This is a genomic window from Streptomyces sp. NPDC030165 (assembly GCF_055573595.1).
Window position 1 is genome coordinate 144633 of sequence record NZ_JBVIBD010000019.1, and the last position, 25933, is coordinate 170565.

A 25933-nucleotide genomic window follows, 5' to 3' on the forward strand; every position below is an offset into this window, starting at 1 on the left:
TGTTAAGTTGTCAAGCGTGGCTACGAGACTTGACCGGGAACTGGTGGCACGGACCGCCCTGGAACTGCTGAACGACGTCGGCCTCGAAGGGCTCACGCTGCGCCGCATCGCCAAGGAGCTGAACGTCCAGGCGCCCGCGCTCTACTGGCACTTCAAGAACAAACAGGAGCTGCTGGACGAGATGGCCACCGAGCTGTACCGGCGGCTGATCGAGCCGGTGTCCGCGGCCGGCGACGCCTTCGGCGCCGGCGACTGGAAGGGGACGCTCACCGCGGCGTGCCGGATGATGCGCGACACGCTGCTCGACTACCGCGACGGCGGCAAGGTCTTCGGCGGCACCCGGCTGCGCGACTGGCGGCCGCTGGGGCCGATGGAGATCCTGATGGTCAGCATGCGGGACGCCGGGTTCACGACGGACCGGGCCGCGCGCGCCTGGTTCACCACGTACACCTACACCATCGGCTACGTCATCGAGGAGCAGTCCGTCCACCCCGTGCCCGGCGACCCGCGGCGCGACCCGGCGTACGACCAGGAGGAACGGGAGCGGCGCATCGGGGCCGACTTCCCGCTGACGGCAGCGGCCGGAGCGGAGATGTTCGGCGACACCGGCCGCGGTTTCGAGGACGGCCTGCGGGTCATCATCGCGGGGATCGAGACCACGCTGCTGCACGGCCGGTAGGCCGGAGGCGCCCGGCCGCCACCGGGCGCCCCGGCCTCAGCGGCGCGGCCGCGGGTCGACCGCCCGCCTCAGTACAGGAGTGAGCGGGCGCTCCACCCAGCGGTGCAGCAGCCACGCCAGCGCCAGCATCAGCGCGACGGTCAGCGCGAACGTCACGTACGACGGCAGCCGCAGGCCGCCGTGCAGCCCCTGCACGACCACCCAGCCCAGGTGCTCGTGGACCAGGTAGAACGGGTACGTCAGCGCCCCGGCGACGGTCAGCCAGCGCCAGTCCGCCCACCGCATCCGCCCGAGCGCGATGGCCACCACGAGGGCGAAACCCACCGTGACGATCGCGATGATCACGAGCGCCGAGCGGTAGGAGAAGGCGTTCGGGGAGGGCGGGTGCCAGAGCCCGGCCACCGCGTGGTGCTGGCCGACGAGCCAGCTCACGCCGACCACCGCCCACGCCACCGGGTCGCGCCCGCCGTAGCGGTGCAGCAGGTAACAGCCGATGCCGCCGATGAAGAACGGCGCATACTGCGGCATCAGCACGACATTCAGCGCCGGGACGTGCGCGGCCTGCGCCAGCGCCGCCGCCAGCGTCCAGCCCGCGCAGAACAGCACCACCCGGCGGCGGGTGGCGCCCGGCAGCACGACACACAGCGCGAACAGCGCGTAGAACCGCATCTCGGCCCAGAGCGTCCAGCACACGCCCAGCACCCGCTTCGCCCCCAGCGGCTGCTGGAGCATCGTCAGGTTGGTCAGCACATCGCTCGGCCCCAGCGCCTCGAACGCCACCCACGGCAGCGCGAAGACGGCCGTGACCAGCAGGATCGCCACCCAGTACGCCGGGTACAGCCGCGAGACACGGGAGGCGATGAAGGAGCGCAGCGAACGGCCCCAGCCGCTCATGCAGATGACGAACCCGCTGATCACGAAGAAGATCTGCACACCGAGACAGCCGTACGCGAACACGCCGTGCAGGGACGGGAACTGGCGCGCCGGCGAACTGCCCCACGCGTGCGCGATCTCACCGCCCCGGCCGCCGAGGTGATACGCCGCGACCATGAGGGCGGCGCACAGCCGCAGCCCGTCGAGGGCGCGCAGGCGGGGGACGCCACGGGGTCTCCTGCCGGGGGGTGCGGCCGTGCCGTTCCGTGCGTCATGCGCCGCGGGTACGGGCCGGGTGGCCAACGTGGGCCCGGACGGCTCGGACGGGCCGGGGACCACCGCGGGCGGCGGCGCCTCCGCGGGAAGCTGCGCGGTCATCCGAACGCGGCCCGCTTCTTCAGGCGCCGCTGCATCGCCCGCGCGCGCCGCGCGACCCTGCGTACGGCCGCGTTGCGCGGGATGAAGGACAGCTGCGACGGCAGCGCGCCGGGCAGCGCGAGCGCGGTCAGGCGGCGGCGCTTGAAGTAGCGCCAGGTGCGCTCGTTCAGATGGGCGGCGAGGTAGCGCTCGGCGACCGGGCGCAGGTCCGGGTAGATCTGGTTCTGCATCGCGTAACCGACCGCGCCGACCAGCCCGTTGAGGTGCGTCGGCACCGGCTTCGTCCCCGGCTCGTCCGCCAGGTCGGGCACCAGCGCGTCGACCAGGGTGACCGGCACGCGGTTGCTGTTCTGGTACGGGGTCAGGCGCTCCAGCAGCAGGGCCGTGCCGGCGCGGGCGGTGGGCAGGCCGTACAACGCGGACGCCGTCAGGAGCGCGGTGGAGAAGCAGCCGACCACGAGCGCGGGCCGTTTGCGCTGGTAGAGCACTTCGGCGAGGACCGGCGTGGCCAGCACCGTCAGCTCGGCACCGAGCTTCTCCGCCTCCCGCTCCAGCGCCCGGGACCAGCGGGCCGGCGCCGACGGGTGCGGCTTGAACACCACCGTACGGTGCCCGCGCCGGACCACGCCGCGCAGCATCCGGGCGTGCAGTTCCTCCTCTTCCTCGGGCGTGAGGATGCCGAGCGCCGACAGGTACTGCCCGAGGAGCAGCGCCGCGCCCTCCGGCAGGGCGTGCAGCGCCGGGTCGTCGTCGAAGTCCGCGGCCAGGCCGGCCAGCACCGCCCGGAACGCGTCGGACGGCACGGTCTCCGCATCCACCCCGAACTCGGTGAGCAGCAGCGGCTTCAGGCCCGGCACGAGGTCCAGGTGCAGCAGGCGGCGCACGCGGGTGCCGACCAGCGGGTCCAGCTTGTTGCGCGTCGGGCCGTAGCTCATCAGCCCGTCCGCGTACACGTCGACCGGCGCGTCCGGGAAGAGCTGCGCCAGCGCGAGCGCCGGATGCACCTGGATGGACTCCACGACCAGCTCGATCTCGTCCTCGCCCAGGTCCCACAGCAGCCGCAGATGCCGCTCCCACAGCGGGACGTCGTCCTGGCGCGGGGACCAGCCGCCCGGGTGGAACGGGCTGATCGTCTCGTTCCACGACAGCACCCGGTCGAAGCGGCCGCGCAGCCGCTCGAAGCCGGGCATCCGGTCCACCGGCGTGGCGGTCTCCGGGGTCGCCGCGTTGTTGCTGACCAGCAGCAGCCGGCGGCCGGCCGGCGCGAAGCGGTCCGCGTCCAGTGCGGCGGCGAGCGTCGCTGCGCCGTACAGGGTGGACGCCAGGAAGATCTGCGTACGCGGCCGCGCCGGTGCGTCGGTACGGGGGGCCATCAGGCGGCCACCTCCACCGGTACCGGGCGCCGGCGCAGCCGTCGCAGACGGGAGGCGCGCTGCGTGTCCATCGAATCCAGTGCTTCTTTCAGTACGTCCTGCGGCATTCTTTTCATCGCCGCCGCGCTCAGCGCGCGCAATTTACGGGCGACCTGCGGTTCGAATCGTTCGATCGAACCGAGGTGATGGGCAATGATGGCGCAATACGTGCGTACGGCTTTCGGCAACAACCGGTCCGCATCCCGGTCCTGCGCCGTTTCCTCGATTACTTGATCAAATGCGCGGATGAAATCCAGCTGCCGAACGTCACCGATCTGGGTGAGCGAGGACGCGACACCGCGCCGGTAGAAGACACCGAGCAGCCCGGACACCGCCATCGACCGCGCCTCGCGGTGCAGCCGCCAGATCCACGGCCGGTCCTCCGCGGTACGCAGGCCGTGCCGGAAGTGCAGCACCCCGTCGTCCAGCAGCCGGCGGTGGTAGATGCCGGCCCAGGCGAACGCGTAGTCCACGGACGTGGAGCGGTCGGCGGGCAGTATCAGACCGCGCGGGTCCAGCACGGTGTTCCGGCGGCCGTGCGGCACACGGTGCACGGAGCGGGCGCGCGCGGTGCACTGCACATGATCCGTACGCACGAAGTCGCACCCCAACCCCTCGATGGTGGCAAGGAGTTGCCCGTAATACCCGGGAGCCAGCCAGTCGTCACCGTCCAGGAAGGTCACGTACTCGCCGTTGGCCGCGTCCAGGCCGGTGTTGCGGGCGGTGGCCAGACCGCCGTTCTGCTCGTGCCGCAGCACCCGTGCACCGGGCAGCTCGGCCTCGGCGCGCGCGAGGATCTGCGGCGTCTCGTCCCGCGAGCAGTCGTCCACCAGCAGGAATTCGAAGTCCTCGCGGGCGTTGGCCGCCAGGCTTCGCAGGGTGTCGGGCGCATATGTCTGCACGTTGTAGAACGGCACGACGACGGAGAGCTTAACCACCCGGGTGACGTTAGGCGCGGTCCCGGCATTCGTCTTGACGGGACGCGGGCTCCAGGGTGAACGAAGAGCGGCGGGATGGTTAACCCGGCAATTCGGCCGGCCGGTTCGCTGTCCCGCGATGCGCTGTTAACCCGTTGTTGCGGCACCGTTGGCCCGCCGAACGGAACGCCTTCCTAGCGTTTTCGTCGTGCCCACTCGTACCACTTCCCAGCCGCGTGTCGCGGTGCTCGCGGATTCGGACACCCGATGGAAATGGGGCGCTTCGACAGCGCACCGTATTCAATCGGACATCCGTCTGGACGGATTCCTGCTCCGCGGCCGCGCCACCCCCACGGTCCGCCAGCTCGACGAGGTCGGCGCCCGTGCGGACACGCTGCGCGAGATCCGCGGCGCGGACTTCCTGGAGCTGCTGAAGGACACCGCGCGGTACGACGTGGTCGTCCTCGCCTGCGTCGGCGGCGCCGTCCAGGCGATGCTGCACGGCCTCGCCCGGGCCTGGCAGGGCGCGGCACGGCGGCCCGTCGTCGTCACCGGCTACGTCGGCGTCGTCTACGAGAAGCTGGCCGACGGCCTGCTGCTGCGGCACGGCGCGGACGTCGTCCTCGCCAACTCCCGGCACGACGCGGACCGCTTCCGCGCGGTCTACGAGGGCGTCGGCGCGGACGGCGGCAGCGTCGTCGAGTGCGCCCTGCCCTTCCTGGGCGGCGCCCCGTACGCACCCGCCGCCGGCGATCGCCCGTACACGGTCGTCTTCGCCGCCCAGCCCTCCGTACCGGACCGCCGCGAGGACCGTACGTACCTCCTGCGCCGCGCCGCCGAGCACGCCCGGCGCAACCCCGGCCGCGAAGTGCTCGTCAAGCTGCGCAGCAAGCCCGGTGAGCACACCACGCACATCGAGGAACTCCCGTACCAGAAGCTGGCCGCCCGCCTCCCCGGCGGACTGCCCCCCAACTGCCGCCTGGCCTACGGGAACATGGGCGAGATCCTGGACCGCACCGACCTGATGGTGACCGTCAGCTCCACCGCCGCCCTGGAATCCCTGCACCGCGGCATCCCCACCGCCGTCCTCACCGACCTCGGCATCCGCGAAGCCCTCGGCAACCACCACTTCCTCGGCTCCGGCTGCCTCGCCTCCTGGGACGAACTGGACGCCGGACACCGGCCCGAACCCGACCCGGACTGGCTGGCCCGGCAGGGCGTCGCCCCCGAGCCCCGCTACGCCACCGCCTTCGACGCCGCCCGTACCTGCGTCACCGCCCTGCGCACCGCCGGCCTGCCACCCCTCACCCCGTACTACACACCCCGCACCGCCCCCGGCTACCTCCCCGGCATCCTCGCCCGCTACGGCCTCGACCCGAACGGCGAGCCGCTGCCCGGCCAGGCCGCCGAGCAGGCCGGCACCGGCAAACTGCGCAGGCTCGCCCGCGACACCGTGCGCGACGTCGCCCGCGGCGCCTACCGGCACGGCGTCCAGCGCGTCGCCCCCGCCATCCGCCGCTGGGGACAGCTGTGAGCCGCCCTCCCGCCCGCCCCCGGAGCCCGCACGGCCCCCGGAAGGAGCCCGCAATGCCGACCACACCGAGCCGCACGGCCACACCCACCGTCGTCGCCGTCATACCCGCCCGCGGCGGCTCCAAGGGCGTCCCCGCCAAGAACCTCGCCGCGGTCGGCGGCGTCCCGCTGATCGCCCGAGCCGTCCGCGAATGCCGCGCGGCCCGGCTGGTCACCGACGTCGTGGTCTCGACCGACGACGCCGCGATCGCCGGCGCGGCGCGCGGCGCGGGCGCCGTCGTCGTACGCCGCCCCGGCCACATCGCGGGCGACACCGCCACCAGCGAAGCCGCCGTCCTGCACGCCATGGACGCCTACGAGGCCGAGCACGGCAGGCCCGTCGACGCGGTCCTGCTCGTCCAGTGCACCAGCCCCTTCCTGATCCGCGAGGACATCGACGCGGTCGCCGCCGCGGTCGTCGAGACCGGCGCGGACAGCGCGCTGACGGTGGCGCCGTTCCACGGCTTCGTGTGGCGCGAGGGCGCGGACGCGGCGGTCGAGGCGGGCCCGGACGCCGGGACCGGCCCCGGCGGTACCGGCGTCAACCACGACACATCGTTCCGCCCGCGCCGCCAGGACCGCCCCCAGGACTTCCTGGAGACCGGCGCCGCGTACGCCATGGACGCGGCCGGCTTCCGCGCCGCGGGCCACCGCTTCTTCGGCCGTACGGAACTGGTCCGCACCGACCCGGCCCGCGTGCTGGAGATCGACGACCCGCACGACCTCGCGCGCGCCCGCGCCCTCGCGCCCCTGCTGGACACCGCGCGTCCCGGCGCGCTGCCCACCCGCGACGACATCGACGCGGTCGTACTCGACTTCGACGGCACCCAGACCGACGACCGGGTGCTCGTCGACTCCGAAGGACGGGAGATGGTCGCCGTGCACCGCGGCGACGGCCTCGGCATCGCCGCCCTGCGCAAGGCGGATCTGAAGCTGCTCATCCTCTCCACGGAAACCAACCCGGTCGTCGCCGCACGGGCGAAAAAGCTGCGCCTGCCCGTGCTCCACGGCATCGACCGCAAGGACCTCGCCCTCAAACAGTGGTGCGAGGAACAGGGCATCGCGCCCGAGCGCGTGCTCTATGTCGGCAACGACGTCAACGACCTCCCGTGCTTCGGCCTCGTCGGCTGGCCCGTGGCGGTCGCCGGCGCCCACGACGTCGTACGCGGCGCCGCCCGCGCCGTCACCTCCACCCCCGGAGGCAGCGGCGCGATCCGCGAGATCGCCTCGTGGATCCTCGGCCCGACCCTCTGACCAGGTAAGGAACTCACCCAGATGACCAGCAACTCCCGCCTGCGCACCCTCGGCGACCGGCTCGTCGGCCCCGGCCGCCCCGTCTACGTCACCGGTGAGATCGGCATCAACCACAACGGCGACCTGGAAAACGCCTTCGCGCTCATCGACGCCGCCGCGGACGCCGGCTGCGACGCCGTGAAGTTCCAGAAGCGCACCCCCGAGATCTGCACCCCGCGCGACCAGTGGGACATCGAGCGCGACACCCCCTGGGGCCGCATGACCTACATCGACTACCGCCACCGCGTGGAGTTCGACGAGGACGGCTACCGGGCCATCGACGAGTACGCCAGGAAGCGCGGCATCGCCTGGTTCGCCTCCCCCTGGGACGTGGAGTCCGTCGCCTTCCTGGAGAAGTTCGACGTCCCCTGCTACAAGGTCGCCTCCGCCTCCCTCACCGACGACGAACTGCTGCGCGCCATGCGCGCCACCGGCCGAACGGTGATCCTCTCGACCGGCATGTCCACCCCCAAGCAGATCCGGCACGCCGTCGAGGTTCTGGGCAGTGACAACATCGTGCTCTGCCACGCCACTTCGACCTACCCCGCGAAGGCCGGCGAACTGAACCTGCGCATGATCCACACCCTCCAGGCCGAATACCCCAACGTCCCCATCGGCTACAGCGGCCACGAGACCGGCCTCCAGACCACCCTCGCCGCCGTCGCCCTCGGCGCCGCCTTCGTCGAGCGCCACATCACCCTCGACCGCGCCATGTGGGGCTCCGACCAGGCCGCCTCCGTAGAACCGCAGGGCCTGGCCCGGCTCGTCCGCGACATCCGCACCATCGAGGACTCCCTCGGCGACGGCGTCAAGAAGGTCTACGAGAGCGAGCTGGGCCCGATGAAGAAGCTGCGCCGGGTCACCGGTGTCGTCGCCGACGCGGAGGCCGGCGCCGCCGGCCGCGAGCCGGTCTCGGCCTGACACCCGCCCGTACGGCCGCAACCACCCGTGCACCACAGCTCCAGACGCCTGACGAACGGGACGTACACACCGTGAGCTCACCAGACGGGGCCTGTGGCCCGCCCCAGGAGGCGGCGGGGACTCCCGCCCGCCGCCTCCTGGGGGTACCCCGGCAGCACCACCGCAGATCCGGCGTGAACCGGGCCGCGGCCGCAGCCGAGGGCGGGACGGGGACCGAGAAGGGGCGGGGCACCCTCGCCTTCGTCGAAAGCCCGGTACAACTGCTGAACGTCCTGGAATGGGCATACGGCGAACAGGCCACGGCCCTGACCGTCGTCGTCCTCGCCCCGCACGACCCGATGACCCGCGGGCAGCTCCGCCGGATGGCCGAACTCGCCCGCGACGAAGGCTTCTCCGTACGATGGGAGGAGGCGCGCGACGGGGCGGGCGCGCCGCTGCGCACCATCGGCGGCCTCACACCCCGACTGCGGCGGGCCGGCCGCGTCGTCATCGGCGACCCCTTCTCCCGCTACGTCCAGCTCCTGCTCACCCTCACCCGCGCCCGCGACCTCGTCGTGGTCGACGACGGCACGGCCACGATGGAGTTCATCACCCAACTGGCCAACGGCGAACGCCTCGTACGGTGGCACCGGCACGGCAGTGGACGCGGTCTGCGCGACGCGCTGTTCGCGCCATTCTCGGCTGCGGCCCGTCGCCGGCTCACCCCCGGGGCGCGACGCCGCACCGTCGGACTCTTCACATCCATGCCGGTCGAACCACCACCGGGAGTACACGTACAGTCGAACGAATTCGCCTGGACCAGACGGCGGTTCGGACCGCCCCGGCTGACCCGCGGCGCGGACATCGTCGGCACCTCCCTCGTCGAGACCGGCGTCGTCGACCCCGACCGCTACCTGGAAGCCGTCACCTCGCTCGCCCGTGTCCACGGCGCCACCCGCTACTTCGCCCACCGGCGCGAGTCCACCGCCAAACTCCACCGGATCGCCACCGAGACCGGACTGGAAGTCGTACGCCCCGACCTGCCGCTGGAACTCATCGCACGGCGCGGCCCCATCGGCCGCCTCGTCCTGAGCTTCCCGTCCACCGTGGTCCACACGTTGCCGCTGGCGCTCGCCGGAACGGGCGTCGGCGTGGCCGTCTGCGACATCGACCCGACATGGCTGACCAGTAAGGCATCGCCTCGTGCGGAAGGGTTTCTGTCCGGGGTGACCGGGACGGCCCGAGGAGTGCGGCGGGTGCCGATGGCGCCTGCGGCGCCGGGGGTGCCGGGAGTGGGGACGGGTGGGGAGCCGGGTGCGGCGCCGTCGGTGTGAGGAATCCGGCGCCGGTGGTTCCGCAAAGAAGCGGAACCCGTAGTGATACCCCCGTGATGACTGCTCCATGCGCCGGGCGGCCTAGATTTCCTTCCCCTAACGGGCTGAACTTTTGTTGATCGAGGGACAGTTGCCCCAACGGCCCCCGTACCCTTCAACAGGTGAACCACTTGATGTCCCGCGAGGCCGAAACCGATGACGCCCCTGCCGGGGAACCGCTGCCCGGCGCGCTGCCGGATGAGCTGTGCGCCGAACTGATCGCCTTCCGCCGCGACTTGCACATGCACCCCGAGCTCGGCAACCAGGAGTTCCGCACCACCGCCGCGCTCAAGGCGCGCCTGGAGCAGGCCGGCCTGACACCACGCGTCCTGTCCATCGGCACCGGCCTGATCTGTGACATCACGCCCGGCCTCACGCCCTGGGACGGCGGCCAGCCACTGCTCGCCCTGCGCGCCGACATCGACGCGCTGCCGATCCCCGACGTGAAGACGGTGCCGTACCGTTCCACCGTCCCGAACCGCGCCCACGCCTGCGGCCACGACGTCCACACCACCGTCGTCCTCGGCGCGGGCCTGGTCCTCGCCGAGCTGGCGCGCGAGGGACGGCTGCCGCGGCCCGTACGGCTCCTGTTCCAGCCCGCGGAGGAGGTACTGCCCGGCGGCGCCACCGACGCGATCGGCGCCGGGGCCCTGGACGGGGTCGGACGCATCCTCGCCGTCCACTGTGATCCGCGGGTGGATGCCGGGCACATCGGGCTGCGTACAGGGGCGATCACCTCGGCCTGTGACCGGCTGGAACTCTCGCTGGACGGACCCGGCGGCCACACGGCCCGACCACACCTGACCACCGACCTCGTCACCGCGGCCGCACGGGTCGCCGTCGACGTGCCCGCGCTGCTGTCACGGCGGGTCGATACGCGCGCCGGGCTCGCCGTGACCTGGGGCCGCCTGGACGTGGGCCACGCGTGCAACGTCATCCCGCAGCACGCGGAGCTGGCCGGGACGGTGCGCTGCCTGGACCTGGACGCGTGGCGCGACGCGCCGGACCTGGTGCACGCGGCGATCGATGAGGTGGCGGCGTTGCACGGGGCGAAATGCCAGATCAACTATGTGCGGGGGGTCCCGCCGGTCGTGAACGAGCCGGTGTCCACCCAGCTCCTCCGCGATGCGATGGCCGCACGGCGCGGGGCGCACGCGGTCGAGGGCACCGAGCAGTCACTCGGCGGCGAGGACTTCTCCTGGTACCTGGAACGGGTGCCGGGCGCCATGGCCCGCCTCGGCGTACGGCCTCCGGGGAGCACGGTCCGGTACGACCTCCACCGAGGGGACTTCGATGCGGATGAGGGGGCGGTGCGGGCGGGGGTGGAGCTGTTTACGGCGGCTGCGTTGTTGGGGTAGGGGGTGCGTGTGTGGGGGTGCGTGTGTGGGGGTGCGCGTTCCTGTGTCCTCAAACGCCGGACGGGCTTCATAGTCGCAGCCGGTCCGGTGGGTGGGGGCTCGGGGCCACACAGGGGTCACTCTCCCCCAGCCTCCGGCCGGGGGGACCCCCACGGCACCGTTGAGCCCTACTAGTGCGATTCGGTGACCGGGAACCCGGCTGCCTGCGGGGAGACCCCTGTATGGCCCCGAGCCCGCGCCGTTCGCGGCTTTCCGAGCATCTGGGCTGGGACATGCACAAGCCAAGCCCCATCCGGCGGACGTGTTGGGGTAGCTGCGGCCCACCGGGCTCACGTGACAATGCCGGGCGCCGGGCAACGGGCTGCCTTCCCGCCCCACCGCCAGGGACCTCACCCCTCGGTGGGCGGGCACCGGGGTGATCGACAGACTCCCCCCAGCTGTCCCGGACTCGCCAAACCGGCCTGAGGGGGTGCGTAGGGGGCCATCCCCGCAGGCAGCCGGGTTCCCGGACACCGAATCCGCACTGGTAGGGCTCAACGGTGCCGTGGGGGTCCCCCCGGCCGAAGGCTGGGGGAGAGTTGGCCCCCTGCGCACCCCCGCCCCCCCGCACAAACAAATGCGATCCGCGCGACAGCGCAAACCTCGCGCGAAGCGCAAAGCCCCAGCCACCCACCGGGGCGCACCCACGAACCAGGCCACCCGCCGCGCCAGCGGCCCCGCACGCACGACGGGGAGGAACAATCAGATAACGGCCACGCAGTGAAGGGTTTTGCGCCAGGTCTACGCGCGTTAATCTCCCGTCAAGCCAGCGCCAACGTGGACGCTGTGAGCGAAGGGAAAGACCCTTGCGTCGGGTCACCAGGTTTGCCGCCGCGGCCAGCGCCGCCGCGCTGCTCGCGGTCACCGCCACCGCTTGCGGTCAGAGCTTCGCCGAGGCGAACCGGGCCAGCCACGCCGGTGTCGGGCTCGCGTTCGACATCGGTGGGCGGGACGACCACTCCTTCAATGAGGCGGCCGCCCGCGGTACCGAGAACGCCAGGGAGAAGCTGGGCGTCAACGTCAAGATGCTCACCGCGAAGAACGGTGAGACGGAGGCGGACCGCGAGCAGCGGCTCTCCTCGTTCGCCGAGGCCGGGTACAACCCGGTCATAGGTGTCGGTTTCGCCTACAGTCGGTCCATCGAGAACGTCGCCAAGGACTTCCCGGAGACGACGTTCGGGGTCGTGGACGCGGTGCCGCAGGGCAAGAACGTGGACGCGATGGTCTTCGCGGAGCACGAGGGCTCGTACCTGGCGGGCGTCGCCGCCGCGCTCAAGAGCAAGAACCACAAGGTCGGCTTCATCGGCGGTGTGAACAACGCGCTGATCCAGAAGTTCCAGGCCGGGTTCGAACAGGGTGTACGGGACACCGATCCGAACACCAAGGTCACGTCGCAGTACCTGTACCCCAACAACGACAAGGGGTTCAACGACCCGGCCGCGGCCAAGGCCAAGGCCGGCGGCATGCTGGACAGCGGCATCGACGTGATCTATTCCGCGGCCGGCCAGTCGGGTGCGGGCGCCATCGAGGCGATCAGCAAGCGTAAGGGTGCCTGGGCGATCGGGGTGGACTCCGACCAGTATCTGCAGCCGGGGCTGGCGAAGTACAAGGACTGCATTCTGACGTCGGTCGTCAAGAACGTCGACGTGGCGGTCTTCGACCTGATCAAGAGTGTCGAGGACGGCAAGCCGTTGACGGGCGTGCACGCGTACGACATGAAGAAGAAGGGTGTCACGCTCGCCACGTCGGGCGGCTTCATCAAGGACATCCAGCCGCAGATCGACGCCGCCCGGAAGAAGATCGTCGAGGGCAAGGTGAAGGTCAAGGAGACGCCGTAGCAGGGTCGGTACGGCCTCGTACCGACCCACCGCGGCCGCGGCTTCGCACCACGGCCCGATCCACCCGCGGCCCGGCCGTACCGGTATCCGCGCCCCTGACGGCGGCCGGTGACCGTGGCCGCCGTCTGCCCAGAAAACGCCGTCCGCCCAGGACAGTCCCCGAGGGGAGTGCGCCATCAACGCAGCACCCACGATCAGCCGCCCGGCCGAGCCGGGCCCCGCAGCCGTCGAACTCCGTGGTATCACCAAGCGTTTCCCCGGTGTCGTGGCCAACCACGACATCGATCTGACCGTCCGCCGCGGCACCGTGCACGCCCTGTGCGGTGAGAACGGCGCGGGCAAGTCGACGCTGATGAAGATCCTTTACGGTATGCAGAAGCCGGACGAGGGCACCATCACGCTCGACGGCGAGCAGGCGGCGCTGGGTACGCCCGCGGACGCCATCGCGCGCGGCATCGGCATGGTGCACCAGCACTTCATGCTGGCCGACCATCTCACCGTCCTGGAGAACGTCGTCCTCGGCGCGGAGAAGCTGCACGGTATCGGCGGCAGGGCCCGTAAGAAGATCCTGGAGATCTCGGACGCGTACGGGCTCGGTGTCCGGCCCGACGTCCTCGTGGAGGACCTCGGTGTCGCCGACCGGCAGCGGGTGGAGATCCTCAAGGTCCTCTACCGCGGCGCCCGTACGCTCATCCTCGACGAGCCGACCGCGGTCCTGGTGCCGCAGGAGGTCGACGCGCTCTTCGACAACCTGCGCGAGCTGAAGTCCGAGGGCCTGACCGTCATCTTCATCTCGCACAAGCTGGGCGAGGTGCTGTCCGTCGCGGACGACATCACGGTCATCCGGCGGGGGACGACGGTCGCGTCGGTGGAGCCGTCGAAGACCACGCCCAAGCAGCTCGCCGAGCTGATGGTGGGCAGTGAGCTGCCGTCGCCGGAGACGCGCGAGTCGACGGTGACGGACACGCCGATGCTGGGTGTCGAGGACCTGCGGCTGACGGCCACCGACTCCGACGGGGTCGTACGGACCGTGCTGGACGGGATCACCTTCACCATCCACAAGGGCGAGGTGCTCGGCGTCGCGGGTGTCGAGGGCAACGGCCAGGCCGAACTGGTCGAGGCGATCATGGGCACCCGGGCTCTGGACGGTGGTGTGGTGACGCTGGACGGACAGGACCTGTCCACCGCCGGCACCCGCAAGCGCCGCGAAGGCGGCATCGGGTACGTGCCCGAGGACCGGCACCGGCACGGCCTGCTCCTGGAAGCACCCCTGTGGGAGAACCGCATCCTGGGCCACGTCACCGAGCGCCCGAACAGCAAGGGCCGGCTGCTCGACCTGGCCGGGGCCCGTGAGGACACCGAGCGGATCGTCGCCGAGTACGACGTACGGACGCCCGGCATCGAGGTGACGGCGGCCTCGCTGTCCGGCGGCAACCAGCAGAAGCTGATCGTCGGCCGCGAGATGAGCCACCGCCCCAAGCTGCTGATCGCCGCCCACCCCACGCGGGGCGTGGACGTCGGCGCGCAGGCGCAGATCTGGGAGCAGATCCGTGCCGCGCGCCGGGAGGGCCTGGCGGTCCTGCTGATCTCTGCTGACCTGGACGAGCTGATCGGGCTCTCCGACACCCTGCGGGTGATGTACCGGGGCCGGCTGGTCGCGGACGCCGACCCCGCGACCATCACCCCGGAGGAGTTGGGCTCGGCCATGACCGGTGCCGCCAGCGGCCACCTCACCGCTGCAGACGCTGACACGCGCGAGGGTGGTGACCGGGAGTGAAGTCGCTGACCAGGTCGTTCACCAAGGACAAGGTGCTGCTGGCGCTCGCGGCGCCGCTGCTGGCCATCGCCGCCGCGTTCGCCATCAGTTCGCTGGTCTTCCTGGCCTCGGGCGAGAACCCGCTGCGTGCCTACGGGATCATGGCCGATTACGGCCACTACAGCGACAGCCAGGTCTGGATCATCAACAAGGCGGTGCCGTACTACCTGTCGGCGCTGGCGGTCGCCATCGGCTTCCGGATGAACCTGTTCAACATCGGTGTGGACGGGCAGTACCGGCTGGCGGCCTTCGCGGCCGCCGCGGCCGGCGGCGCGATCGCGCTGCCCGGCGCGCTCCAGATCATCCTGCTCATCGTGATCGCCATGCTGGTGGGCGCGGTGTGGGCGGGCATCGCGGGCGTACTGAAGACCTCGCGCGGCGTCAGCGAGGTGATCACCACGATCATGCTGAACGCCATCGCCGCCTCGGTGATCGGCTACTTCCTCCAGGACGGCCGCCTCGCGGTCAAGGACGGCAACCTGCTGCACACCAGGTTCCTGCCGGAGTCCAGCCACTTCTTCAGCTTCCCGACCCACCCCAAGCCGGTGTACGGCTTCGTGGTGATCGCGGTGCTGGCCGGCTTCGTCTACTGGTTCGTGCTCAACCGCACCCGCTTCGGTTTCGACCTGCGCGCGGTGGGTGCCTCCGAGCCGGCCGCCGAGGCCAGCGGCGTCAGCGTCAAGCGGATGGTCGTCATCTCGATGCTGCTCTCGGGCGCCGCGGCGGGCCTGGTGGGCATGCCGACGCTGCTCGGCGAGTCCTTCAACTACGGCACCGACTTCCCGGCCGGCATCGGCTTCACCGGCATCGCCATCGCGCTGCTGGGCCGCAACCACCCGGTGGGCATGGCGTTCGGCGCGCTGCTGTGGGCGTTCCTCGACCGCACCGGCTCCCGCCTGGAGTTCGAGGGGTACGCGCAGGAGATCGTCGGTGTGATCCAGGGCGTGATCGTGCTGTGCGTGGTCATCGCGTACGAGATCGTGCGCCGGTACGGGCTGCGCGCCCAGCAGCGCAAGGTCGGCGAGGAACTGGCCGCCCAGGCCCGTACGAACCCAGGTGAGAACGACAAGGCGGAGGCGACCGCGTGAGTACCGGACTCAAGTCCGCGGCCCGGCCCGGCGCCAGCGCGCGGGGCGGCGGCCGCCGCAAGCTGACCTACCCCGTCATCCTGCTGATCATCGCCGGGGCGATCGTCGCGGTGTCCGTGCTGCGCGCGGTCACCGGCACCAACGACCTGACCTCGGCCGGACAGTTCGGCGCGGCGCTCGCCGCCGCCACCTCGATCGGCCTGGCCGGCCTCGGAGGCCTGTGGGCCGAGCGGGCCGGCGTGGTCAACATCGGCCTCGAAGGCATGATGATGCTCGGCTCGTTCGCGGCCGGCTGGATCGGCTGGCAGCACGGCCCGTGGGCCGCCGCGGCCATCGGCATCCTGGGCGGCGCGCTCGGCGGTCTGGTGCACGCGATCGCCACCGTCAGCTTCGGCGTCGACCACATCGTCTCCGGCGTCGCGATCAACATCCTGGCGCTGGGCGCGACGCAGTACCTGGCCACGCTGTGGTTCGGTGCCGAGGGCAGCGCGGCGATGCAGGCGGGCGGCAACGACAAGCAGTCGCCGCCGATGGCCGACATGCCGACGTTCACCGTCCCGGGCCTGTCGGACGCGTTGCAGTCCCTCGAAAACCACCACTGGTTCCTGGTCTCGGACGTGGCCGGCATCCTCGGCGGCCTGGTCACCAACGTCTCCTGGCTCACCGTGCTGGCCGTACTGCTCTTCGCCGGCACCTTCTACCTGCTGTGGCGCTCGGCCTTCGGCCTGCGGTTGCGGTCCTGCGGTGAGGCTCCCGTCTCGGCGGAGTCGCTGGGCGTCAACGTCTACACGTACAAGTACGCGGCGGTGCTGGTCTCCGGCGCGCTGGCCGGACTCGGCGGCGCGTTCCTGTCCATCAGTACGCACTTCTACCAGGACGGGCAGACCGGTGGCCGCGGCTACATCGGCCTGGCCACGATGATCTTCGGCAACTGGCGGCCCGGCGGCGTCGCGATGGGCGCGGGACTGTTCGGCTTCATGGACGCCATGCAGCTGCGCAGCGGCGGCCCGACCGTCCACGCGCTGCTGCTCGGCCTGGCGGCGCTGCTCGCCGTCCTGGCCCTCTTCCGCCTGCGCGCCGCCAAGCGCGCCCAGGCCGCGGTCGCGGGCGTCGCGGCGGTCCTCCTCGTCCTCTGGTACTTCCTCACGGACGTGGTGCCGCTGGAGCTGGTCGAGGCCAGCCCGTACATCGCCACGCTGTTGGTACTGGCGCTGTTCGCCCAGCGGCTGCGGCCCCCGAAGGCCAACGGCAAGCCGTACCGGCGGGGGCAGGGCACATGACGCACGATGGACAGGTGCACGAGGGCCCGGCCCAGGTCGACTGGGAGCAGCTCCGCGAGGCGGCCCGGGACGCGATGTCCCGGGCGTACGCCCCTTACTCGGGCTACCCGGTCGGCGCCGCGGCCCTGGTGGACGACGGCCGTACGGTCGTCGGCTGCAACGTCGAGAACGCCTCGTACGGACTCGGCCTGTGCGCCGAATGCGGCCTGGTCTCCGCGCTGATCGCGACCGGCGGCGGCCGGCTGACCGCCTTCACCTGCGTGGACGGCCAGGGCGACCTGCTCGTCCCGTGCGGCCGCTGCCGCCAGCTGCTGTACGAGCACGGCGGCCCGGACCTCCTGATCGACGGCGGGGACGCGGGCGTACGGCGGCTCAGCGACCTGCTCCCCGACGCGTTCGGCCCCCAGCACCTGGCCCGCTAGCGGGACCATCGGGTCCCGCTGGTGGGACCACCGGCCCGCACCGCCACCGCAGCGGTGCGGGCCTCTCGATCTCCCGGCTCTATGCGTGTAGAACTGTTTCCGCCCGCTCGCCGCGTCGTTCCCGGGTACAGGGACGGGCTGAGCCGGCCGTTCCACGAAAGGAAGCCCAGATGGACGTCATCTCGGTCATCCGCGCGAAGCGCGACAAGCAGGAGCTGACCACCGAGCAGATCGACTGGGTCATCGACGCCTACACGCGCGGCGAGGTCGCCCACGAGCAGATGTCGGCCCTGGCGATGGCCGTCTTCCTCAACGGCATGAACCGTACGGAGATCGCCCGCTGGACCGCCGCCATGATCGCCTCCGGTGAGCGGATGAACTTCGCCACCCTGGCCCGCCCGACCGCCGACAAGCACTCCACCGGCGGCGTCGGGGACAAGATCACCCTGCCGCTCGCGCCCCTCGTCGCCGCCTGCGGCGCGGCCGTACCGCAGCTCTCCGGCCGCGGCCTCGGCCACACCGGCGGCACCCTCGACAAGCTGGAGGCCATCCCCGGCTGGCGCGCGCTGCTCTCCAACGCCGAGATGATGGACGTACTGGACCGCGTCGGCTCGGTCATCTGCGCCGCGGGCGACGGCCTGGCCCCCGCCGACAAGAAGCTGTACGCGCTGCGCGACGTCACCGGCACCGTCGAGGCCATCCCGCTCATCGCCTCCTCGATCATGTCCAAGAAGATCGCCGAGGGCACCGGCTCGCTCGTCCTGGACGTCAAGGTCGGCTCCGGCGCCTTCATGAAGAACATCGAGGACGCCCGCGAACTGGCCACCACCATGGTCGAACTCGGCACCGACCACGGCGTGCGGACCTCCGCGCTGCTCACCGACATGTCCACCCCGCTCGGCCTGACCGCCGGCAACGCCCTCGAAGTACGCGAATCGGTGGAGGTCCTGGCGGGCGGCGGCCCGGCCGACGTCGTCGAACTCACCCTCGCCCTGGCCCGCGAGATGCTCGACGCGGCCGGCCTGAAGGAGGCCGACCCCGCCAAGGCCCTCGCCGACGGCTCCGCCATGGACCACTGGCGCCGCATGATCCAGGCCCAGGGCGGCGACCCCGACGCGCCCCTCCCCGTCGCCCGCGAACAGCACACCGTGAACGCCTCCTCCTCCGGCGTCCTGACCACCCTCGACGCGTACGCCGTGGGCGTCTCCGCCTGGCGCCTGGGCGCCGGCCGCGCCCGCAAGGAGGACCCGGTCCAGGCCGGCGCGGGCATCGAACTCCACGCCAAGCCCGGCGACGAGGTCAAGGAGGGCCAGCCCCTCCTCACCCTCCACACCGACACCCCCGAGAAGTTCCCCTACGCCCTCGAGGCCCTGGACGGCGGCGTCCTGATCGCCCCGCCCGGCACGGAGTTCACCGCGAACCCGGTGGTGCTGGACCGTATCGGCTGATCCGGCTCCGCACCGCTGCCGTCGGGCGCGCTCCCTCCGGGGCGCGCCCGACGCGCGCCGTGTTCCCTCCGGTGGTGTGCTGGAAGGACGTGACGGCGAGGAGGGCGGCGATGGCGAAGAAGAAGGACGACTTCAGCAAGGGCGACAAGGTCACCTGGAAGAGCCACGGCAGTGAGGCCGTCGGCGAGGTGGAGAAGAAGATCACGGGGCGTACGGAGGAGGCGGGGCGGACGGTGGACGCCTCGCCGGACGAGCCGCAGTACAAGGTGCGCAGCGACAAGTCCGGCGGTTCGGCCGTGCACAAGCCCGGCGCCCTGAAGAAGAAGCGTTCCTGAGGCCGTGGCGAAGACGGAGGACGATTCGGAGTCGGTGGGCCACGAGTCGGGGCGCCGGCTCGTGACGAATCGGGGGCATGATCCGTTGAAGGGGAGAGGGGTGGATGAATCGTTCGGGTGAACGGGGGCGGTGGGGCATCGCCGGTTCCGTCAGGCGTGCTGAGGTCGAAGCCTGTCGCTCGAGGAGACCTCATGGATGTACTGCCGGAAGCGGTGTGGGACGGCCTCGACCGGTTCCGGCGAGAGGCGCGATGGCCCGAGGGCTGCAAGGTGCAGATCGTCGGAGGGCTCGTCGTCGTGCAACCCCCGCCGGACAGTGCCCACAACGACACGGTGGATGAACTTCAGCGACTGCTGTACACCGTCATTCCTCGCGACTGGGGGATCTACCAGGCTCTGGAGCTGACGCTTCCTGCCGGACAGGGACTGTTCATCCCGGATCTCGTGGTCGCCCCGAAGGGACGGCAGGCGAGGGCAGCGGCCCGGCTCGTCGTCGAGGTCACCTCATGGTGCGGAGCGCGCCACGACCGCGTCGAAAAGCTGCACGGTTACGCCGCCGTCGGCGTCCCTCTCTATCTCCTCCTGGACCCCTGGCACTCCGGCAAGCCGACCGCGACCCTGTACGGCGAGCCGGAAGGGGGGTCGTACCGGGTGCTGGAGATGGTGAAGTACGGCGATGAGCTGCGGCTGCCCACACCGTTCGACGTCACCGTGGACACCGCGCTGTTTCCCGTCGGCTGACGGGAGCGCGGGCGCAGACGAAGGGCCCACCCCGCCAGGACAGGTGGCGGGGTGGGCCCTTCGGGCTGCGAGGGCTGTTACGCGGCCTTCTGTACGTGCACGACGCGGCGTTCCGCCATCGCCTTCCGCGTGGCGTACAGCGTGATCGACGCGGCGCCGGCCATCGCGGCCAGGCCGAGGGCGACGGTGGCCTCCCAGCCGCCCGCGTGGAACGCCGCCGCGCCCAGCGCGCCGCCGATGCTGCTGCCGATGTAGTACGCGCACTGGTAGAGCGCCGAGGCCTGGGCGCGAGCCGTCTTCGCGGCGCGGCTGACGGACGACGACGCCACCGCGTGGCCCGCGAAGAAGCCCGCGGTGATCAGGACCAGGCCGAGCAGGACCGCGGCGAGCGACGCGGTGAGGGTGAGCAGCAGGCCCACCGCCGTGGTGCCGACCGCGAGGTAGAGGGCCCCGCGCCGGCCGACGCGGCCGACGAGACGGCCCGCGGCGGCGGAGGAGACCGTACCGACGAGGTAGACGAGGAAGATCGAGCCGACGATGCCCTGCGGGAGGTGGAACGGTTCGTCGACCAGGCGGTAACCGATGACCGTGTAGACCGCGCCGAAGACCATCATGAAGAGGGCGCCGATGCCGTACAGACGGCGCAGCAGCGGGTCGGACAGGTGGCCGCCGAGGGTGCGGGCCAGGGCGCGCGGGCCGACCGCGCGGGGGGAGAAGTGCCGGGCCCTGGGGACCAGGAGGCGGAAGGTCACCGCGCAGATCACGGCCATCAGTCCGACCGCGCCGAGGGCGGCGCGCCAGCCCCACGCCTGGGCCACCCAGCCGGTGACGATGCGGCCCGACATGCCGCCGATGCTGTTGCCCGCCACGAAAAGTCCGATCGCGGCGACCAGCGCCTTGGCCCGTACCTCCTCGGCGAGGAACGCCATCGCGGAGGCCGGCAGCCCCGCCAGCGCCACGCCCTGGACGGCGCGCAGCGCGACCAGCCAGCCCAGGTCGGGGGCGAACGGCACCAGCATCGCGATCAGCGCGGCGACCGACAGGGAAGCGGTCATCATCGTGCGGCGGCCGAGGCGTTCGGACAGCGCGCTCAGCGGGATGACGGCCAGGGCCAGGCCGAAGGTCGCGGCCGACACGGTCCAGCTGGCCTGGTCGGGCGTGACGGCGAGGTCGGCGGAGATCGCGGGGAGCAGCGCCTGCGTCGAGTACAGGAGCGCGAAGGTGGCGACGCCCGCGGCGAAGAGGGCGAAGCTCATCCGGCGGTAGCCGGGGCCGCCCGGGTGCAGCTTGGCGGCCTCGGGGTCGGGCGCCGGGTGCGCGTCGGCGGCGGGGGCGGAGGAGGTGACGGGGGACGACTGCGCGCAGGCGTCGGCGCGCGCGGCGGCCGACGCCCCGGTATCGGCGGGAGGCATGATCCGAACGTAAGCCCGCCGGTTTCATGCGTCCAATGCATAGAAACGCCATAATCGATGCTGTGGCGCATCACAGCAGTTCAGGGCGGCCTCTGTCGCAAACCGGCAACGTGAAAGACATCCGGGCGCGGGCGGGTGAACCGGCGGAGACGGCCGACCTCGGGGTGGATTCGTGGGCGCTGGCCCTGACGCCCCGGCTCGCGCAGTTCGCCGCTGTCGCGCGCCACGAGCACGTCACGCGCGCCGCGCACGAGCTGGGCATGCCGCAGTCCACCCTCAGCCGCGCCATCGTGCGGCTGGAGGCCGACCTTGGCGTCGCCCTTTTCGCCCGGCACGGCCGGACCCTCTCGCTGACTCCGGCGGGCCGTGCCTTTCTCGCTTCCACGGAGCGCGCGCTGCTGGACGTCGAGCGCGCCACCGAATCCGTACGGGCCGACACCGACCCCACCGCGGGCAAGGTCGCCTTCGGCTTCCTGCACACCATGGGCTCGGAGACCGTACCGGGGCTGATCCGCACCTTCCGCGCCGACCATCCGCGGGTGCGCTTCCAGCTCGTCCAGAACTACGGCGAGGCGATGATCGAGCGGCTGCGCGCCGGTGACCTGGACCTCTGTCTGACGTCGCCGGTCCCGGACTACCCCGATCTCGTCGCGCGCCGCCTGGACGAGCAGAAGCTGCGGCTGGTGGTGCCGGACGACCACCGGCTGGCGGCCCGTAAGCGGGTGCGGCTGGCGGAGGCCGCGGGGGAGCTGTTCGTCACCCTGGAGCCGGGGTACGGGCTGCGCCGCATCACCGACGCGCTGTGCGCGGAGGCGGGGTTCACACCGAAGATCGCGTTCGAGGGGGAGGAGGCCGAGACGCTGCGCGGCCTGGTCGCCGCCGGTCTCGGGGTGGCGCTGCTGCCGCCGCCGGCCGTGCCGCGCCCGGGCGTCGCCGAGCTGGCGGTCACGGCCCCGCGCGCGGTCCGCGAGATCGGTCTGGCCTGGATGGACGGCCATCCCGACACGCCTCCGGTGGCGGCGTTCAAGAAGTTCCTGCTGGGACGGCGGGGGAAGCTGATTCCCCGGTGAGGGGTCCCGGTGGATTTCCCGTACGGGGAGAGGTTCCCTCTTGCCTCACTCTTCGCTCATGTCCTCCGGGTCCCCGTACGTCACGGTCATGAACTCGATGGCGACCGTGCCGCCCGGGTCGAGGACGTAGAGACCGCGGCCGCCCCAGTGGTGGTTGATCTCGCCTTCCTTCTCGCGGTGTGGGTCGGCCCAGTAGCGCAGTGACCGTTTCTGGATACGGGCGAAGATCGCGTCGAACTCCTCGTCGGTGACCAGGAACGCGACGTGGCTGCCGTTGACGGCGGCCGGTTCCACCGCGCTGTCGAGGAAGTCGATGCCGACGCCGTTGGCGGTCTGCACCTGGGTGAACGGGCCCCAGTCGGCGGGTTCGGGGCCGTCCATGAGCTCGCTCAGGAAGGCGGCGGTGGCCTTCTGGTCGTGGCAGTGGATGATCACGTGGTCGAGCGTGTTCGGCACGAGAGCCTCCCTAATAGTCAGCAGAGCTGACGATTGATGAAACTGAGTATAGGGAGGGCTGACTGTTCCGCAAGATGCGGGAAGATGACTGGCGTGAAGCCATCGAAACGCATCGGCGCGGCGCCGCCCCGGCCCGGTGAACTGGTCGGCGACCTCTACGCCGACGGACCGAGGATGCCCGCCGGGATGCTCCGCGGCCCCAGCTTCCTGATGTCCCACGCCGTCATGCGGATGTGGGGGATGCTGGAGGAGGCGCTGTCCGAGCACGGCATGGTCATGCGCCACCACGGCTTCCTGGTCGTGGTCGCCGAGCTGGGCCCCATCTCCCAGCAGGAGGTCGGCGACATCCTGCGCGCGGACCGTACGACCATGGTCGCCATCGCGGACGACGCGGAGCGCCGCGGCTGGCTCTCCCGCGACCGCGACCCCGACGACCGCCGCCGCTACGCGCTCACCCTCACCCCCGAGGGCGAACGGCAGCGGGAACTCGCCGACCGGGTGGTCGACGAGGTGACCGACCGCTTCTTCGGGCCGCTCGGCGCCGAGGAGCGCGCCGCGCTGTACGAACTGCTGCGGCCGCTGGCACCGCCGGTGCACCCGGGCTCCGCGTCCCTGCGCAAGGCGGGCGGCGGCCGGTGACCCGCGGGGCCCACCGGGCCCCGCCCGGTCAGTGCCTGAGCGACTCCCCGAACCCCGACGCCAGCGGCATCCGCAGCCCCAGCGGCGGCGGCGCCGCCAGCGCGTCCGCGACCGGGCGGGCGTAGCCGTGGGCGAAGAGCGAACCCAGCACGAAGTCGGCGGCCAGCGCGAGGACTTCGGAGCGGTGCTGGTGGAGGGAGTGGCCGTCCGAGTGGACCTCGAAGCGGCAGACGTCGCGGTTGATCTTCTTGGCGCGTTCGGCGTAGCGGTAGGAGAGGTCCGGGTCGGTCCGCTCGTCGTTCGTGCCGTGGACGAGCAGCACCCGCCGGCCGGCGAGCTGTTTCACCGGCACGGAGTCGGCGCCCTCCGGGCCCAGGTCGGGAATCCAAGGAGCCAGCGCCAGCACGGAGTTGACCGCCGGATGGCCCGCGGCGTGCAGGGCGGCGCGCGCGCCCATGCCCGTACCGACCAGGCAGACCGGCACGTCCCCGTACCGCCGCACCACCTCCTCCAACGCCCAGGCGGTGTCCTGCGCCGGGTGGGCCGCCGCGCCGTTCCAGCCGCGGCAGCGGTAGTGCACGACATGGGCCACCAGGCCCTCAGCCCGTCCTGCGCGCGCCAGCCGGCCGGCCAGCGGACGGGCCGCCAGGGTGGACAAGGGGGAGGGCCGCCGGGTGCCCGAAGGGCCGCCCTCCGGCAGTAACAGCGCGACGCCGCACACCGCCCGTCCCGCTCCGGCCGCTCCCCGCGGTTTCCCCAGCCGGGCACCGCGCACCGGCAACGCTTGCTGAGCCATGACCGAAACGATGGCAGAAGGCGGGCCGCGGGCCACCCCGTGTACGGGTCACCGTTGGGTATCGTTCGTGAAGTTCTACGCGCGTAGGGGCTACAGTGCCGAGATGACGAGCGAGACCACCACCCTTCCGACCGGCGACCAGATCCGCCGCGCGCCCAAGGTGCTGCTGCACGACCACCTCGACGGTGGCCTGCGCCCCGCCACCATCGTCGAGCTGGCCCGCGAGGCCGGCTACGAGAACCTGCCGGAGACCGACCCCGAGAAGCTCGGCGTCTGGTTCCGCGAGGCCGCCGACTCCGGTTCGCTGGAACGCTATCTGGAGACCTTCGCGCACACCTGTGCCGTCATGCAGACCCGCGACGCCCTGAAGCGGGTGGCGGCCGAGTGCGCCGAGGACCTGGCCGCCGACGGCGTCGTGTACGCCGAGATCCGGTACGCGCCCGAGCAGCACCTGGAGAAGGGCCTCAGCCTCGAAGAGGTCGTCGAGGCCGTCAACGAGGGCTTCCGCGAAGGCGAACGGCGGGCCCGCGCGGCTGGCCACCGCATCCGCGTCGGCGCCCTGCTGACCGCCATGCGGCACGCGGCCCGCGCCCTGGAGATCGCCGAACTGGCCAACCGCTACCGCGACCTGGGCGTCGTCGGTTTCGACATCGCGGGTGCCGAGGCCGGCTTCCCGCCCACCCGCCACCTCGACGCGTTCGAGTACCTCAAGCGGGAGAACAACCACTTCACGATCCACGCGGGCGAGGCGTTCGGCCTGCCGTCGATCTGGCAGGCGCTCCAGTGGTGCGGCGCGGACCGGCTCGGCCACGGCGTCCGCATCACCGATGACATGGAGGTCGCCGACGACGGCTCGGTGAAGCTGGGCCGGCTCGCCTCGTACGTACGGGACAAGCGCATCCCGCTGGAGATGTGCCCCACCTCCAACCTCCAGACCGGCGCCGCCACCTCGTACGCGGAGCACCCGATCGGCCTGCTGCGCCGCCTGCAGTTCCGGCTGACGGTCAACACCGACAACCGCCTGATGAGCGGTACGAGCATGTCCCGGGAATTCGAGCACCTGGTCTCGACATTTCGGTACACGCTCGACGACATGCAGTGGTTCACCGTCAATGCGATGAAGAGCGCGTTCATTCCTTTCGATGAACGCCTGGCGATGATCAACGATGTGATCAAGCCCGGTTATGCCGAACTGCGGTCCGAATGGCTGTTCCGGCAGGTGGACGCCGAGCCCGCGGTGATCAGCGAGTATCGCTCCGAGTAACCGGAACGGATACGGGAGAACAGAACGGCCGGCGTGTCAAGCGCCGGTCGTTTTCCGTTCCCGAGAGGTGTTTGCGGCGTGTCGGCGGCGTCACTAGATTTCCGGTCCGGTCGAACTCCCATCACAAGGATGTATTTCCATGAAGCAGGGAACCATCAGGACTCTCGGTACCGCCGCGCTCGGCGTCGCCTTCGCCGCCGCGGCGGCCGGTACCGCCTCCGCCTCCGGGCCGGCCGACGACGTGGCGGGTGACGTCGCGGGAACGCTGCAGAGCCTGCCCGTCGAGGAGACCGCCAAGGGCATCACCACCGACCAGGGCGGCGAGCACAGCCTGAAGACCAACAACAAGGGCAACCTGCTCGGCGGCCTGCCCGCGGGCGGCATCACCAAGGCCCTCGGCTGAGACACCGGCTCCGGGACCCGTCCCGGAGCGGACATGGCCGTGGGGGGGGGGGGGGGGGGGGGGGGGGGGGGGGGGGGGGGGGGGGGGGGGGGGGGGGGAGGGGGGGGTGGGGGGTTTCTTCTGTCGGAGGA

General features: G+C 71.6%; 24 protein-coding genes. 18 read left to right on the forward strand and 6 right to left on the reverse strand.

Annotated features, from left to right (window positions below; genetic code table 11):
- Positions 1–16: 16 nt before the first annotated feature.
- Positions 17–679: a TetR/AcrR family transcriptional regulator C-terminal domain-containing protein gene (locus ACZ4Z1_RS30810; RefSeq protein WP_468489926.1), complete on the forward strand. Its 663-nt coding sequence runs from the start codon at positions 17–19 to the stop codon at positions 677–679.
- 36 nt (positions 680–715) lie between these two features.
- On the opposite strand, the gene ACZ4Z1_RS30815 is transcribed toward ACZ4Z1_RS30810, so the two are convergent.
- The 3 genes from ACZ4Z1_RS30815 to ACZ4Z1_RS30825 are packed head-to-tail and all read right to left on the reverse strand — an operon-like array spanning position 716 to position 4280.
- Entirely contained in the window at positions 716–1930 is a 1215-nt protein-coding gene (locus ACZ4Z1_RS30815) for an acyltransferase family protein (RefSeq protein WP_468489927.1), read from the reverse strand.
- The gene (locus ACZ4Z1_RS30820) at positions 1927–3303 is read right to left on the reverse strand and encodes a polysialyltransferase family glycosyltransferase (protein WP_468489928.1); all 1377 of its coding nucleotides are present in this window, start codon (positions 3301–3303) and stop codon (positions 1927–1929) included. Before ACZ4Z1_RS30820 ends, ACZ4Z1_RS30815 begins: the two co-directional genes overlap by 4 nt.
- Positions 3303–4280, reverse strand: coding sequence for a glycosyltransferase family 2 protein (locus ACZ4Z1_RS30825; protein ID WP_468489929.1), 978 nt, complete (start codon positions 4278–4280; stop codon positions 3303–3305). Before ACZ4Z1_RS30825 ends, ACZ4Z1_RS30820 begins: the two co-directional genes overlap by 1 nt.
- 187 nt (positions 4281–4467) lie before the next feature.
- Between ACZ4Z1_RS30825 and ACZ4Z1_RS30830 the strand changes: the two genes are divergently transcribed.
- The 13 genes from ACZ4Z1_RS30830 (at position 4468) to ACZ4Z1_RS30890 (ending at position 19762) form a co-directional block, all read left to right on the forward strand.
- Complete coding sequence (locus ACZ4Z1_RS30830; RefSeq protein ID WP_468489930.1) at positions 4468–5793, forward strand: DUF6716 putative glycosyltransferase; 1326 nt, start codon at positions 4468–4470, stop codon at positions 5791–5793.
- A 53-nt stretch (positions 5794–5846) separates the two neighbouring features.
- On the forward strand, positions 5847–7085 hold the full coding sequence (locus ACZ4Z1_RS30835) for a cytidylyltransferase domain-containing protein (protein ID WP_468489931.1): 1239 nt from the start codon (positions 5847–5849) through the stop codon (positions 7083–7085).
- Between the two features lie 21 nt (positions 7086–7106).
- Entirely contained in the window at positions 7107–8045 is a 939-nt protein-coding gene (locus tag ACZ4Z1_RS30840) for an N-acetylneuraminate synthase family protein (RefSeq protein WP_468489932.1), read from the forward strand.
- Positions 8046–8218: 173 nt separating this feature from the next.
- Positions 8219–9358 carry a hypothetical protein gene (locus ACZ4Z1_RS30845; protein WP_468489933.1) on the forward strand — a complete coding sequence of 380 codons (1140 nt, stop codon included), beginning with the start codon at positions 8219–8221 and terminating at the stop codon, positions 9356–9358.
- 173 nt (positions 9359–9531) lie between these two features.
- Entirely contained in the window at positions 9532–10755 is a 1224-nt protein-coding gene (locus ACZ4Z1_RS30850) for an amidohydrolase (RefSeq protein WP_468489984.1), read from the forward strand.
- Between the two features lie 845 nt (positions 10756–11600).
- Positions 11601–12632: a BMP family lipoprotein gene (locus ACZ4Z1_RS30855; protein ID WP_468489934.1), complete on the forward strand. Its 1032-nt coding sequence runs from the start codon at positions 11601–11603 to the stop codon at positions 12630–12632.
- 265 nt (positions 12633–12897) lie between these two features.
- The gene (locus ACZ4Z1_RS30860; protein WP_468489935.1) at positions 12898–14409 is read left to right on the forward strand and encodes an ABC transporter ATP-binding protein; all 1512 of its coding nucleotides are present in this window, start codon (positions 12898–12900) and stop codon (positions 14407–14409) included.
- A complete protein-coding gene (locus ACZ4Z1_RS30865; RefSeq protein ID WP_468489936.1) occupies positions 14406–15536 on the forward strand; it encodes an ABC transporter permease in 1131 nt (376 codons plus the stop codon). The genes ACZ4Z1_RS30860 and ACZ4Z1_RS30865 overlap by 4 nt, the downstream gene beginning before the upstream one ends.
- Complete coding sequence (locus ACZ4Z1_RS30870; RefSeq protein ID WP_468489937.1) at positions 15533–16816, forward strand: ABC transporter permease; 1284 nt, start codon at positions 15533–15535, stop codon at positions 16814–16816. Before ACZ4Z1_RS30865 ends, ACZ4Z1_RS30870 begins: the two co-directional genes overlap by 4 nt.
- On the forward strand, positions 16813–17238 hold the full coding sequence (locus ACZ4Z1_RS30875) for a cytidine deaminase (RefSeq protein WP_468489938.1): 426 nt from the start codon (positions 16813–16815) through the stop codon (positions 17236–17238). The genes ACZ4Z1_RS30870 and ACZ4Z1_RS30875 overlap by 4 nt, the downstream gene beginning before the upstream one ends.
- Positions 17239–17408: 170 nt before the next feature.
- Positions 17409–18686 (forward strand): thymidine phosphorylase, encoded by a 1278-nt coding sequence (locus ACZ4Z1_RS30880; RefSeq protein ID WP_468489939.1) that lies wholly within the window; start codon positions 17409–17411, stop codon positions 18684–18686.
- Positions 18687–18796: 110 nt separating this feature from the next.
- Positions 18797–19021 carry a hypervirulence associated TUDOR domain-containing protein gene (locus ACZ4Z1_RS30885; RefSeq protein WP_468489940.1) on the forward strand — a complete coding sequence of 75 codons (225 nt, stop codon included), beginning with the start codon at positions 18797–18799 and terminating at the stop codon, positions 19019–19021.
- Between the two features lie 192 nt (positions 19022–19213).
- Positions 19214–19762, forward strand: coding sequence for a Uma2 family endonuclease (locus tag ACZ4Z1_RS30890; RefSeq protein ID WP_468489941.1), 549 nt, complete (start codon positions 19214–19216; stop codon positions 19760–19762).
- A gap of 77 nt (positions 19763–19839) precedes the next feature.
- Here ACZ4Z1_RS30890 and ACZ4Z1_RS30895 read toward each other — a convergent pair whose 3' ends face one another.
- Positions 19840–21174: an MFS transporter gene (locus tag ACZ4Z1_RS30895; RefSeq protein ID WP_468489942.1), complete on the reverse strand. Its 1335-nt coding sequence runs from the start codon at positions 21172–21174 to the stop codon at positions 19840–19842.
- Between the two features lie 62 nt (positions 21175–21236).
- Here ACZ4Z1_RS30895 and ACZ4Z1_RS30900 point away from each other — a divergent pair, with 62 nt between their 5' ends.
- The gene (locus ACZ4Z1_RS30900) at positions 21237–22244 is read left to right on the forward strand and encodes a LysR family transcriptional regulator (RefSeq protein ID WP_468489943.1); all 1008 of its coding nucleotides are present in this window, start codon (positions 21237–21239) and stop codon (positions 22242–22244) included.
- Positions 22245–22289: 45 nt separating this feature from the next.
- On the opposite strand, the gene ACZ4Z1_RS30905 is transcribed toward ACZ4Z1_RS30900, so the two are convergent.
- Positions 22290–22700 (reverse strand): VOC family protein, encoded by a 411-nt coding sequence (locus ACZ4Z1_RS30905; protein ID WP_468489944.1) that lies wholly within the window; start codon positions 22698–22700, stop codon positions 22290–22292.
- A 93-nt stretch (positions 22701–22793) separates the two neighbouring features.
- Between ACZ4Z1_RS30905 and ACZ4Z1_RS30910 the strand changes: the two genes are divergently transcribed.
- The gene (locus tag ACZ4Z1_RS30910; protein WP_468489945.1) at positions 22794–23339 is read left to right on the forward strand and encodes a MarR family winged helix-turn-helix transcriptional regulator; all 546 of its coding nucleotides are present in this window, start codon (positions 22794–22796) and stop codon (positions 23337–23339) included.
- A gap of 28 nt (positions 23340–23367) precedes the next feature.
- On the opposite strand, the gene ACZ4Z1_RS30915 is transcribed toward ACZ4Z1_RS30910, so the two are convergent.
- The gene (locus ACZ4Z1_RS30915; protein ID WP_468489946.1) at positions 23368–24135 is read right to left on the reverse strand and encodes an alpha/beta hydrolase; all 768 of its coding nucleotides are present in this window, start codon (positions 24133–24135) and stop codon (positions 23368–23370) included.
- A gap of 103 nt (positions 24136–24238) precedes the next feature.
- On the opposite strand from ACZ4Z1_RS30915, the gene ACZ4Z1_RS30920 reads away from it, so the two are divergent.
- Together ACZ4Z1_RS30920 and ACZ4Z1_RS30925 are read left to right on the forward strand one after the other, a co-directional pair.
- The gene (locus tag ACZ4Z1_RS30920) at positions 24239–25399 is read left to right on the forward strand and encodes an adenosine deaminase (RefSeq protein WP_468489947.1); all 1161 of its coding nucleotides are present in this window, start codon (positions 24239–24241) and stop codon (positions 25397–25399) included.
- 139 nt (positions 25400–25538) lie between these two features.
- Positions 25539–25802: a hypothetical protein gene (locus ACZ4Z1_RS30925; RefSeq protein ID WP_468489948.1), complete on the forward strand. Its 264-nt coding sequence runs from the start codon at positions 25539–25541 to the stop codon at positions 25800–25802.
- Positions 25803–25933 lie beyond the last annotated feature (131 nt).